At 56.5% G+C, this 12,543-nt stretch carries 11 protein-coding genes; 1 reads left to right on the forward strand and 10 read right to left on the reverse strand.

Annotated elements, in window-relative coordinates; translation table 11 throughout:
• Positions 1 to 12: 12 nt before the first annotated feature.
• The 5 genes from FHR87_RS00505 to FHR87_RS00525 all read right to left on the reverse strand — a co-directional run bounded on the left by FHR87_RS00505 (position 13) and on the right by FHR87_RS00525 (position 4,034).
• The gene (locus tag FHR87_RS00505; protein WP_183164741.1) at positions 13 to 756 is read right to left on the reverse strand and encodes an S-methyl-5'-thioinosine phosphorylase; all 744 of its coding nucleotides are present in this window, start codon (positions 754 to 756) and stop codon (positions 13 to 15) included.
• 25 nt (positions 757 to 781) lie between these two features.
• Positions 782 to 1,783, reverse strand: a complete 1,002-nt coding sequence (gene nagZ / locus FHR87_RS00510; RefSeq protein ID WP_183164742.1) for a beta-N-acetylhexosaminidase — start codon at positions 1,781 to 1,783, stop codon at positions 782 to 784.
• A 10-nt stretch (positions 1,784 to 1,793) separates the two neighbouring features.
• The gene (locus FHR87_RS00515) at positions 1,794 to 2,318 is read right to left on the reverse strand and encodes a L,D-transpeptidase (RefSeq protein WP_183165105.1); all 525 of its coding nucleotides are present in this window, start codon (positions 2,316 to 2,318) and stop codon (positions 1,794 to 1,796) included.
• Between the two features lie 26 nt (positions 2,319 to 2,344).
• Positions 2,345 to 3,052 carry a TetR/AcrR family transcriptional regulator gene (locus FHR87_RS00520; protein ID WP_183164743.1) on the reverse strand — a complete coding sequence of 236 codons (708 nt, stop codon included), beginning with the start codon at positions 3,050 to 3,052 and terminating at the stop codon, positions 2,345 to 2,347.
• A gap of 130 nt (positions 3,053 to 3,182) precedes the next feature.
• Positions 3,183 to 4,034: a Kdo hydroxylase KdoO gene (locus tag FHR87_RS00525; RefSeq protein ID WP_183164744.1), complete on the reverse strand. Its 852-nt coding sequence runs from the start codon at positions 4,032 to 4,034 to the stop codon at positions 3,183 to 3,185.
• Positions 4,035 to 4,259: 225 nt separating this feature from the next.
• Between FHR87_RS00525 and lexA the strand changes: the two genes are divergently transcribed.
• Positions 4,260 to 4,871, forward strand: coding sequence for a transcriptional repressor LexA (gene lexA / locus FHR87_RS00530; RefSeq protein ID WP_183165106.1), 612 nt, complete (start codon positions 4,260 to 4,262; stop codon positions 4,869 to 4,871).
• A gap of 141 nt (positions 4,872 to 5,012) precedes the next feature.
• Here the strand turns inward: lexA and FHR87_RS00535 are convergent, their stop codons facing one another.
• The 5 genes from FHR87_RS00535 to fadB form a co-directional block, all read right to left on the reverse strand.
• On the reverse strand, positions 5,013 to 5,255 hold the full coding sequence (locus FHR87_RS00535) for a hypothetical protein (protein WP_183164745.1): 243 nt from the start codon (positions 5,253 to 5,255) through the stop codon (positions 5,013 to 5,015).
• Between the two features lie 140 nt (positions 5,256 to 5,395).
• The gene (locus tag FHR87_RS00540; protein ID WP_183164746.1) at positions 5,396 to 5,920 is read right to left on the reverse strand and encodes a DUF6586 family protein; all 525 of its coding nucleotides are present in this window, start codon (positions 5,918 to 5,920) and stop codon (positions 5,396 to 5,398) included.
• Between the two features lie 90 nt (positions 5,921 to 6,010).
• Positions 6,011 to 8,614: a type I DNA topoisomerase gene (gene topA / locus FHR87_RS00545; RefSeq protein WP_183164747.1), complete on the reverse strand. Its 2,604-nt coding sequence runs from the start codon at positions 8,612 to 8,614 to the stop codon at positions 6,011 to 6,013.
• 313 nt (positions 8,615 to 8,927) lie between these two features.
• A complete protein-coding gene (fadA, locus tag FHR87_RS00550; protein WP_183164748.1) occupies positions 8,928 to 10,103 on the reverse strand; it encodes an acetyl-CoA C-acyltransferase FadA in 1,176 nt (391 codons plus the stop codon).
• The gene (fadB, locus tag FHR87_RS00555) at positions 10,100 to 12,268 is read right to left on the reverse strand and encodes a fatty acid oxidation complex subunit alpha FadB (protein ID WP_183164749.1); all 2,169 of its coding nucleotides are present in this window, start codon (positions 12,266 to 12,268) and stop codon (positions 10,100 to 10,102) included. The genes fadA and fadB overlap by 4 nt, the downstream gene beginning before the upstream one ends.
• Between the last annotated feature and the right edge of the window lie 275 nt (positions 12,269 to 12,543).

The raw sequence follows: 12,543 nt of genomic DNA on the forward strand, positions 1-12,543 counted from the left end.
TATTTCAGCAAATCAGGCCGATCCGGCCAATACTCGCGCCAGAACCTTGCGCGCCTTGCCAATGCCTTCGGCCAAAGCAGCCTCGATCTCGGCCATGGTGATCACGCCAGTCGCTTTACCTGCCGCCGGGTTGACCACCAAAGCCAGACAGGCATAGGGCAACTCCAGCTCGCGTGCCAGGGCTGCCTCCGGCATACCGGTCATCCCCACGATATCGCACCCATCACGCTCGAGCCGCACCACTTCCGCCGCGGTTTCCAGACGCGGCCCCTGGGTGCAGCCATACACGCCATGCCCGCTGAAGTCATAACCTTCGGCCGCCAGGGCAGCAATCAAGTATTTGCGCAGCGCTTCATCGTAAGGATAGCTGAAATCGATATGGGTGACATGCTCCAGGTCACCAGCGAAAAACGTGTGCTCGCGCCCGTAGGTGTAATCGATCAACTGGTGTGGCACGCAGAAATGCCCGGCTCCCATTGCGGCATGAATACCACCCACCGCATTCACGGCCAGCACGGCCTGAGCTCCGGCTTGCTTGAGCGCCCAGAGATTGGCCCGATAGTTGACCTGATGCGGCGGAATCCGGTGTGGATGCCCATGCCGGGCAAGAAACAGCACCTCATGCCCGGCATACTCTCCCCGCAGGATATTGGCGGACGGCGGGCCGTAGGGGGTTTCCTGAAAAAACGCATCGCGCAGGGAAAGACCGTTCAGCTCGGTCAGCCCGGTACCGCCGATGATGGCGTGGACAGTCATGAAAAACTCCTGAAAAACAGTGGGTTCACGGATCGATCAGATCGGCGGCACGCAGCAGGCCAAGCGCTTCCAGCCAACGTGGATTCTGCTTGTAATCACGCCCGACCCGAGCGCGGCAAGCCATGCTCGCCAGTGTCGGCGAAGGGGTGACGCCCAACTTTTGCAGGCGGCTCAATGCCAGCTCGGCGGCGGCCCGGTCGTTGCAGACCAGCCCCATGTCGCAACCGGCCTGCAAGGCTGCCTGAATACGCTCCCCGGCATCGCCAGCGACATGCGCGCCAGCCATGGATAGATCGTCGCTGAAAATCACTCCGGTAAAACCCAGCTCGCTACGCAGGATGTCCTGCAACCAGCGTCTGGAAAAGCCGGCCGGCTGTGCGTCGACCTGCGGGAAAATTACATGGGCCGGCATCACGCCATCGAGTTGGTGGGCGAGCCTGGCGAAAGGCAGCAAGTCGTGGCCACGAATGGTTTCGAGGCTGCGCTCATCCACTGGAATCGCCACATGCGAATCTGCCTCAGCCCAACCATGCCCCGGAAAGTGCTTGCCGGTCGAAGCCATACCAGCGGCATGCATCCCCTCGATAAAGGCACTGATCAACGCTATGGCTCGCTCAGGATTGGCCTCGAAGGCCCGCGTCCCGATTACCGCACTGCGCTGGTGATCCAGATCCAGCACCGGTGCAAAGCTGAAATCCAGCCCGACTGCCAGCACCTCGGTTGCCATCAGCCAGCCACAGGCTCTGGCCAGTTCCGCGGCGTTCGACCGTCCGGCAAAACTGCACATGGGCGGTAGCCTGACGAATCCCTGGCGCAAGCGCTGGACACGCCCGCCCTCCTGATCCACCGCCAACAGCAAATCTGGCCGTATGGCATGAATCGAGCGGCACAAATCAAGAACCTGCAACGGGTGCTCGACGTTGCGGGCAAAGAGAATCAGTCCTCCTACTTCCGGCTGACGCAACAGATGACGATCTTCGGCAGTCAGCCAGGTGCCGGCGATATCCAGCATCAAAGAGCCTTGCATTGCTAAATCCTTATTCGATGACAGCTTGCAACCACGTCGGGCAGGATGCTTGCTCGATACGCACCGGGCAATGTACCGGAACCTTCGGGAAAAGCTCGATCAGATCGCTGTTACGCAGCCGAATGCACCCATGCGAAAGCGGCACGCCCATCGGCTCGACATCTGCCGTGCCGTGCAAATAGATATAACGGCGAAAGGTATCCACCTTGCCCATACGATTGAACCCTGGCTCGCAACCGCTGAGCCAGAGAATACGGGAGAGAATCCAGTCGCGACCGGGAAAGGCTTCGTGCAACTCGCTAGACCAGATCTCGCCGGTCCAGCGCCGCCCGCGCAGCACTGCACCGGTAGGCAGCCCGGCACCAATACACGCGCGCACCTGGTGCAAACCACGCGGCGTGCAATTGGAGCCATTGAGCTCGCCGGCTCCATTCAGAGCAGTCGATACCGGCAAGCGCACCACCAACCTGCCGGCAGAAAAACCGTAGAGCACCTGATCGGTAAGGGAAATATGCAGCAGATCGAGAAAATTCATGCGCAACCTGGCTTCATAGGGGGATATCAAGGCTTGGTCGACCGTGAAGGCGACTTGCACAGGCACGCTTGTGCGTCGATCAGCGACGATTCCAGCAAACTGCTCGGCGCTCGCATACCTGCGGCCAGGAAAGGCACCATCATTTTAATTACCTTATCGATAGAAATATCGATACCGAAATCGCTTTGCATCATCGCCTGCAAGGCTTTACTGCCGGACATGCTGAAAGCCGAGGCTCCCAGCATGAAATATACTCGCCAGAACAGTTCGACCGGCGGTATCTGCGGGGCTGCTTCTTGAACTAGCGCCATGTATCGTCGGAAAACCCTGCCATACATATCATTAAGGTAATAGCGCAGGTGGCCCTGGCTTTCGCTGAAAGCCAGCCCAACCAAGCGCATGAAGGTCGAAAGATCGTCGTCTCGGCCGAGTCTGGCGACCAGCGCTTGCTCGACCAGCATCTCGAGCAACTCCTCGATCGAGGCGATTTTTGTGGGTCGCAGCGTTTCGCGACGATCCAGTTCGCGCTCGAGACTGGCACAAAAGGGGTTGAGAAAGCGTGAAAAGACCGCCTGGATCAGCGCCTTCTTCGAGCCGAAGTGATAGTTCACTGCCGCAAGATTTACATTTGCCTTGCTGGTGATCGAACGCAGCGAAGTTTCAGCGAAACCTTTCTCGGCGAACAGCTGTTCGGCAGCATCCAAAATGCGCCGCACGGTTTCAGACTGCGCCATGACTCTCCCCAGGAAGCGAACAGCCGTTTAAAACTATCGTCCGGCTTCATTCGAGTCAACGTCACCCAAACCCTGTTCCGACTACCGAAATTGTCGGGCACAACCTTGTACTCGGCCACGTTGTTGAAATTCAGACCAGAGTATGTCCTGCCAGACCTTCAAGGACACGCAACGGTGAACGCTCCGGATAAGCCATGTTGTCCACAGGTAGATAAAACGTCTGCTCCAACATGAAACGGCCACTGAGAACCGCATGCGATGCTTGATCCGAATAAACGATCCAGGTTTCCCCGGGAGCGAATTCGACCGGGATCTTTGGCACTTTGGCCTGATAGTCAAGATCGGCTTTCATTCGATCATGCAATTGCAGCATGTAATGGTCATAACTGCTGCGCAGCGATCGAGTAACCTGCATGAACGCCAGCAAACGCGCCTGTAAGACACTCGGCTTCGGCATAAGCGAGAAAAAGTGCCGCGCCAGCTCTGGAAAAGGCTCGCCGACAATCCAGCGGCGAGAGTCATGCGGATTCAGGTTGTGGAAGAAACGCAGCAATCGACGGCCACTGACCGGAGTAGCCGGGAAAGCGTCAATATGCAGCCGGGTATCGTCGCGTCGCCATGAACTGGATTTACGTCCAGCGATCTCGGCAGGACGATAGCTGGTACGCCCAACCTGCAAGTGTCCGCGATAGGGAACGAACAGCGTATCGGCAAGTTGCCGGGTAAGGCTGTTGTAACGTTCGAGCAGCCCGCGAACACACAACTCCAACTGCGGATCGTTCACACATCCTTTCAGGCTACCGTCGTCGGAATTGTAGCTGATGTTCTTGCGAGCACCGCTGAGCAGCCCCGGCGACAACAGGTCACTTTCCTGATCGAGCAATGGAAATGGTAGTTGCAAACGCAGAACGCTGCCGGATTCCAAGGCATCCAGAGCCCGTGCGGCGGTCTCCGGTGTCAACCCCGAGTTCCAATTACTCATATGGATATTTTCGACAGGATTCATAATCGTCCCATTTCGCGTGATGCAATAAATTGTAACCCATCAGCATTTATAATTTCTGCGTCTGACTTTCAACGATTGCGGCATAACGGCACGGCCTGGTCCAGTGAGGCCCTTACCCGATTCAGCGAATACGCGTTGTCAAGACAGAAATACTGTATACAATCACAGGCATACTTTCATAAGAAACAGAAGTTTCAGACAATGATCAAGCTGACGCCCCGACAATCCGAAATCCTTGCATTCATCAGGTGCAGCCTTGAAGAAAACGGCTATCCACCCACCCGTGCGGAAATTGCCCAAAAGCTCGGTTTCAAATCTCCCAATGCTGCCGAAGATCATCTCAAGGCACTGGCCCGCAAAGGTGCGATCGAAATCACCCCCGGGGCTTCACGTGGGATTCGCATCCCAGAGCTCGAATCTGCTGCTGTAAAAGATCAGGGCCTGCCCATTATCGGCCGCGTTGCCGCAGGTTCGCCAATCCTGGCGCAGCAACATATCGAGCAATCCTGCCAGATAGATCCGGGTCTGTTTCATCCGCGGGCGGATTTCCTGCTTAGAGTAAAAGGCATGAGCATGAAGGATGCCGGCATTCTCGATGGCGATCTGCTTGCCGTGCATGCGACCAACGAAGCCCGCAATGGCCAGATTGTCGTGGCCAGGTTGGATAACGACGTTACGGTCAAGCGCTTCAAGCGCGACGGTGACAAGGTCATGTTGTTGGCGGAAAATCCAGAGTTCGATCCGATCGTAGTAGACCTGAAGACTCAGGATCTGGTGATCGAAGGATTAAGCGTTGGTGTCATTCGACGCTGAACGTGACTGGCGCCCAGCTTATGCCGTAGTGATGAACTAGCGCCAATGCCGGCTGATTTTTGTCCTCTCCTGGGTAATTGACTGGATGAAACTGAACCTGCCGGCTTCTCTCCCGGCATATGCAACTAATGATTTCGGCCTTCAGTGCAATACGCGTGGCTCGTCTTCTCCCTCGAGCTCATCCTGTTCGCCATCGGTCATACGTCCGGCCATCTGCACGCCCGTACTGAACATGGCTTTGGCAACTTCAACATGCTGCCCTTGCAGAAACTGTTTGGCCTGATCGGAGAAATCCAGCGTGACCAGCACAGCTTCGTCTTCGGCGCGGCGGAGCACCAAGCGTCCGTCCGGTAATTCGACAATTTCAAGAAAAGACGTAGGCATGAGTCATCTCCCTATCAAGGCAGGTATTGTAACAGTCGACTGGTATTGGAACAGGTTTTTGCCCAATTGAAAAATCAGGTGCATATTTCTGTCATACCATCCTATCGACGCATTTCAGGGATTCCATTACATGCCTTTATCTACCATTCGGTCATCGACTCACGGAAACGCAACGTCAACTCTTTGAGCTGCTTGCGCCAGCTTTCCATTTCCTCGTATTCATTAAGGATGACCAACGCCTCTTCGGCCAAGTTCACTGCCTCGATTATTTCCATATCGGGGTTGCTCTTGGGCTCACGCGAAGCATGCGGCGGCTGGTAAAGCTGGGCATGCTGTGTCAGCAGGTTGGCCAGCCATGTCGTCGGATTGCGCGACAACTCCAATAGCTCGGAAAGCTCTGGGCAGGGTGTCGTTTCCAGGGTCGAGCGGGTCAGGATCTTTTCGACCCGCTTCGCGCTGATAGCCGGCGAACGATAGAAGCCCAGAATTTCATGGCAGAGCCCGAGCAAGGCACCATAGAGATGAAAGAGACTGGCTTCCCGCTCGGCCTGGATTTTACCCATGTCACCAACCAAGCCACCGGTCGCAGCTTTGCGCCAGTTTTCCAGGGAGAGACCGGCGAAATAGATCTTCTGGTTCGTACGTGTATAGAACTCATGGGCCATGAAAAGCTCTCCGGAATAATGACTCGACGCGTACTGTTGTCGCCAGGACACACACGCAAAGCCGGTTACGGCAAGCCGCAACCGGTTCGTCTACTTATCCTTGTCCGTCACCTTCCACTCTCCGCCTGTGTAGAATGCCCGCCAACCGGTAGGCTTGCCTTCCACTTCAGATTGTACGTACTGCTCCTTGGTCTTGCGGCTGAAGCGGATGACCGCCGGACGACCTTCAGGATCCTGCTGTGGCGCCTCGAGTAGATAATGATACTTGGGATCAATCTCGTCGCGATGCGGCAGCAACTCGCTGATCAATGGCGCACGGGTTTCCCGATTCTTCGGAAACTGGCTCGCCGCGAGGAAAAGACCTGAAGCACCATCGCGCAGCACATAGGTATCGTCGACCTTTTCGCAGCGCAGCTCGGGCATCGGTACAGCATCCATCTTTGGCGGTGCCGGCTCGCCGTTCTTCAACAGCTTGCGGGTGTTCTTGCAATCAGCATTGGTGCAGCCGAAAAACTTACCGAAACGACCTGTCTTGAGCTGCATCTCACTGCCGCATTTGTCGCAGGTAAGGCTCGGACCTTCATAACCCTTGATACGGAACTGCCCTTCCTCAACTTCGAAACCCGGACAATCAGGGTTGTTGCCACAGATATGCAACTTGCGTTTCTCGTCCAGCAGATAAGGCTCCATCGCACTGCTGCAGATAGGGCAGCGATGCTTGCCGAGTAGAACACGCGATTCGGATTCGCCCTCGTCGTCGGCTGCAATTTCGCCACCCGGAACCAGGTTGATGGTGGCCTTGCAGCGTTCCTTCGGCGGCAGGCTATAGCCAGAGCAGCCCAGGAAAACACCGGTGGATGCCGTTCGAATCATCATTGGCCGGCCACAAACCTTACAGGGAATATCGGTCAGAGTCGGCTGGTTGGCGCGCATGCCCTTCTCGCTGGATTCGGCAATCTCCAGCTTGTTGCGAAAATCGCCATAGAATTCATCAAGCAGGTTCTTCCAATCGCGCTCGCCCTGAGCGACATCATCGAGATTTTCCTCCATGGTGGCGGTAAAGCCGTAGTCCATGAGGTCATTGAAACTTTCCGACAAGCGCTCGGTAACGATCTCGCCCATTCGCTCCGCATAGAAACGGCGATTATTGATGGAGACGTAACCTCGATCCTGAATGGTCGAGATGATCGCTGCATAGGTCGATGGTCGACCTATGCCACGCTTTTCCATCTCCTTGACCAGGCTTGCTTCCGAATAGCGCGCCGGCGGCTTGGTGAAATGTTGGCTTGGATCAAGTTTGAGCAGCTTCATTGGCTCACCCTTGTTCATCTCCGGCAGTACATCGTCTTCCCCGGCTTTGCTCTGTTGCGGCATAACCCGGGTGTAACCATCGAACTTGAGGATGCGGCCTTTGGCGCGCAGTTCGAAGTCGCCAGCGGCTACGGCGACATTGGTCGACAGATACTCGGCAGGGGTCATCTGACAAGCCACGAACTGGCGCCAGATCAAATCGTAAAGACGCTCGGCATCCCGTTCCATACCGGATAATTGCCCCGGTCGGAGATTGACATCGGACGGCCGGATCGCCTCGTGCGCTTCCTGCGCACCTTCCTTGCTGGCATAGACATTGGCCTTGCCGGGCAGGTATTTGGTGCCGAATTCGCCTTCGATGAAACCGCGCGCCATCTCCAAGGCATCGGCCGAAAGATTGGTGGAGTCGGTACGCATATAAGTGATGTGACCTGCTTCGTAAAGACGCTGAGCCATCATCATGGTCTTCTTCACACCGAAACCAAGGCGGGTACTGGCTGCCTGCTGCAGGGTCGAGGTGATAAAAGGCGCAGACGGTTTACTGGTGGTGGGCTTGTCTTCACGCTTGGCAACTACATAGCTTGCCGCCTTGAGCTTTTCCAGAGCTGCCTTGGCCTGGGCTTCGCTCAGTGGCTTGAATGGCTCGCCATTCTCCCGCGCCACTTCGAAACGCACCTTGGCATTGTGTAGGGTGGAAAGGTCAGCGTGAATCTCCCAGTACTCTTCCGGCACGAAGGCACGAATTTCCCGCTCCCGCTCGACCACCAGCTTCACCGTCACCGATTGCACCCGGCCAGCAGACAGCCCCCGGGCGATCTTCTGCCAGAGCAGTGGCGAGACCATGTAACCCACTACCCGGTCGAGGAAGCGCCTGGCCTGCTGCGCATTGACCCGGTTGATATCCAGATTGCCCGGCTGGGAAAAGGCATCCTGAATCGCTTTCTTGGTGATTTCGTTGAAGACCACGCGCTTGTAGCGGCTATCGTCACCCCCGATAGCTTCCCGCAGGTGCCAGGCAATAGCCTCGCCTTCGCGATCCAAGTCGGTTGCGAGATAAATGGTATCGGCTTCCTGGGCCAGGCGGCGCAGCTCGTCGATGACCTTTTCCTTGCCCGGCAGGATCTCGTAGTGAGCCTTCCAGTCATGTTCTGGATCAACCCCCATGCGGGTGAAGAGCTGTCGCCGAGCCTTTTCCTTGGGTGGCACCGCATTCTCGGTGGCAGCCTTGGTTCGCTTGACCGGCTCCCGGGTGGTAGATGAACCACTGGTTGGAAGGTCGCGGATATGGCCGACGCTGGACTTCACCACATATTGGCTGCCCAAGTATTTGTTGATGGTCTTGGCCTTGGCCGGTGATTCCACAATGACCAGCGATTTACCCATGGATCGGAATATTCCTGAATCGAATTTGAGGCGAACATATCGGAAGCCCCGCTATATATAGTGGCGATGGAGCAGAGGTCAAGCGTAGCGCTGGCTCTGCATCACAACAAACGAACCTGAAAAGAATCCTGTCCGGCTTCGCCATCCGGCTCCATCGCCTCGATAAATATCGCCAACGGTGTATCTAAAAAGATCGTACTCAGCATTTCCGTCTCGCAATACCAGATCACGACACAAGCCCAATATTCGCGGCATGGGCAATGACGCTAACGCCCCGGCTGAAGCTACATCTGGCAGCTCTCGATCATTTAACCTAGACACGCTCGAAGACTGTGCTGATCCCCTGCCCCAGCCCTATGCACATGGTAGCGATGCCGAGGGTTCCGCCATGCTGCTTCATCACATTCAGCAGCGTGCCGGAAATACGCGTGCCAGAGCAGCCGAATGGGTGCCCCAAAGCAATTGCGCCACCATGAAGATTGATTTTGTCATCCAGTTTATCGAGCAACTTGAGATCTTTCAGCACCGCCAGCGCCTGCGCCGCAAATGCTTCGTTCAGCTCCAGATGGTCGATATCTGCCAAATTCAGGCCGGCGCGCTTGAGCGCCTTTTGCGTCGCAGGAACCGGACCGTACCCCATGATCGCCGGATCCACACCAGCCACGGCCATGGCCCGAATCCTGGCCAGCGGCTGGATGTCCAGATCCTGGGCGCGCTGGGCGGACATCACGATCATGCAGGATGCACCATCGGTGATCTGCGACGAGGTACCGGCAGTTACCGTACCATTTTTGGGGTCGAACACCGGCTTGAGCGCCGCCAACCCTTCCAGGGTCGTCTCCGGACGAATGGTCTCGTCCTGTGCGAAAATTTTCAGAAAGCCTTTTTCGTCATATCCCTGCCAAGGAATGATTTCATCCGCGAAATGCCCTTCCTGGGTCGCTTGCCAGGCACGTTGGTGAGAACGCAGGCCGAACAGGTCCTGTTGCTCGCGGCTGATTCCATGCATCTTGCCGAGCATCTCTGCCGTCAACCCCATCATGCCCGAGGCCTTGGCAGTATAGAGAGACAACTGGGGATTGGGGTCGACGCCATGCAGCATGCCGACATGGCCCATATGCTCGACACCACCGACAACAAATACATCACCATTGCCGGTCATGATCGCCTGGGCGGCAATATGCAGCGCACTCATGGACGATCCGCATAGCCGGCTGATGGTCTGCGCACCACAACCATGGGGAATGCGCGTCATCAAGGCCGCCATGCGCGCGATGTTCCAGCCCTGCTCCATGGTCTGATTGACGCACCCCCAGATCACATCCTCGATTTCGGCTGGATTGACTTTGGGGTTACGTTCAAGCAATGCGTCGATCAAAGTGGCCGATAGCGTCTCGGCACGCGTGTTGCGATGCATGCCGCCCTTGGAACGGCCCATCGGCGTCCGGCCGAAATCGACTATGACGACATCTCTTGGATTCAGGCTCATATCTGATTCTCGCTCGATTGACCGTAGAAGCGCTGGCCCTTGGCGGCCATTTCACGAAGCTTCGCAGTCGGCTGGTACAAGGGGCCGAGTTCGGCGTAGCGGTCGGCCAAAGCCACGAAATCAGCCGTGCCGATGGAGTCGATGTAGCGCAAGGCGCCCCCACGGAACGGCGGAAAACCGATACCGTAAACCAAGCCCATATCCACTTCGGCGGCCGTTTCGACGACTCCCTCTTCAAGACAGCGTACAGCTTCCAGGCACAGCGGCAACAGCATCAGGTTGACGATATCCTCATCGCTCCATTCACGCGCCTCATGGATGACCGGTGCCAGGACGGCATTGACACTTTCATCGAGCGCTTTCTTCGGCTTGCCGCCCTTATCGAGGGTATAGGCATAGAACCCCTTGCCATTCTTCTGGCCCAGGCGATTGGCCTCGTACAGTGCGTCGATAGCGGAAGGCTGCTCCTCCTGCATGCGTTCGGGAAACCCCTGCGCCATCACATTGCGGGCATGGACGGCCGTATCGATACCAACCACATCCAGCAGGTAGGCCGGCCCCATGGGCCAGCCGAAGCGCTCCATCAGACGGTCGATGCGGATGAAGTCGATCCCGGAACCAACCAGCCTGGCGAAACCACCGAAGTACGGAAACAGGATGCGGTTGACCAGAAAACCGGGGCAATCATTGACCACAATAGGATTCTTGCCCATCTTCCGGGCATAGGCGACGGTGGTTGCAATGGCTGCATCGCTACTTTTTTCGCCACGAATCACTTCAACCAGCGGCATCATGTGTACCGGATTGAAGAAGTGCATCCCGCAGAAGTTTTCTGGGCGCTTGAGCGCCTTGGCCAGATGGGTGATGGAAATGGTCGACGTATTGGAGGCCAGAATGGTGTCGTCCTTGACCTTTATTTCGACTTCGGCCAGTACCGCCTGCTTGACCTTGGGGTTCTCCACCACGGCTTCAACCACGATATCGACAGTACCGAAATCACCATACGATAGTGTCGGCCGAATACCATTAAGCGCTTCGGCCATCTGGGCAGATGTCATGCGGCCTTTCTCGACCCGTTTGTCCAACAGCTTGGCTGCTTCCGACAGCCCCAGTTGTAGAGCCTCTTCGCGAAGATCCTTCAGCAGGATTGGCGTTCCCTTCGCCGCCGACTGGTAGGCGATACCGCCCCCCATGATGCCGGCACCAAGCACTGCGGCCAACTTGACCTCGTGGGCCAGGCTGTCAAGTTTTTTAGCTTTTTTCTTCAGTTCCTGATCGTTGAGAAACAGGCCGACCAAGCTTTCCGCTACCGAAGTCTTGGCTAACTTGACGAATCCTGCAGCCTCCACTTCCAAGGCTTTCTCGCGCCCAAAACCGGCAGCCTTCTGCATGGTTTTGATCGCTTCCAGTGGTGCCGGATAATGTGGACCAGCCTGGGCAGCGACAAAGCCCTTGCAGCTTTCGAAGGCCATCATCTGCTCGATCTGGTTCAGCTTGAGCTTCTCCAGCTTCGGCTGGCGCCTGGCCCGGTAATCGAACTCACCGGAGATGGCGCGGCTGAGTAAATCCAAGGCAGCCTCACGCAGCAATTCAGGTACAACCACCACGTCCACTGCCGCCATCTTCAATGCTTCGTCGGCATTTTTTTCCTTGCCCGAGGCGATCCACTCTACAGCATTATCCACGCCAATCAGGCGTGGCAGGCGCACAGTGCCACCCCAGCCGGGGTAGATACCCAGCTTGGTTTCCGGCAACCCGACCTTGGCTGTGCTAGCCATGACCCGGAAATCGCAAGTCAGGCAGATTTCGAATCCCCCGCCCAACGCCATGCCATTGATGGCGACCAGCGTGGGTATGCTCAAGTCCTCCAGGTCACTGAAGATCGCGTTGACGGCAAGGTTGCTGGCCTTCAGTTCCTCGTCAGGCAATTTGAAGGCATCGAGGAATTCGGTGATATCGGCACCGACGATGAACATATCCTTACCGCTGGTGAGCAGCACGCCCTTGATCGAAGCCTCGCTCTTGAGCACATCGACCGCTTGGCGCAGCTCTTCCAGCACCAGCCGGCTGAACTTGTTCACGGATACGCCTTCGAGATCGAACTTCAGTTCGACGATATCGCCTTCGAGGGCCTGTAGCGTGATGGCTTTACCTGCGTAAATCATCAACCGATCTCCACGAAATGGAAGCTGAATGTTTCATGCCGCCCGCCTTCTTGTCGATGCGACAGCGCTGTGACCGTGCATAGTACTTGTACTTGCCTCGACCGCTTTGGGAACAATCGATTCATACGGCCGTTTGACTCATGAGCCGCAGAACATCAGTGAAAAGCCATCACTTGTCAATCGACCACAGTGCGATCCGGATCGCTACGAGTACAGCCAGCCAATGCGACAACCCTACTGCACGGAACTGCCTGAGCAGGTACTACGTCAATGAC

Origin of the sequence: Azomonas macrocytogenes, assembly GCF_014191985.1 — a bacterium.
Classification (GTDB): Bacteria; Pseudomonadota; Gammaproteobacteria; order Pseudomonadales; family Pseudomonadaceae; genus Azomonas; species Azomonas macrocytogenes.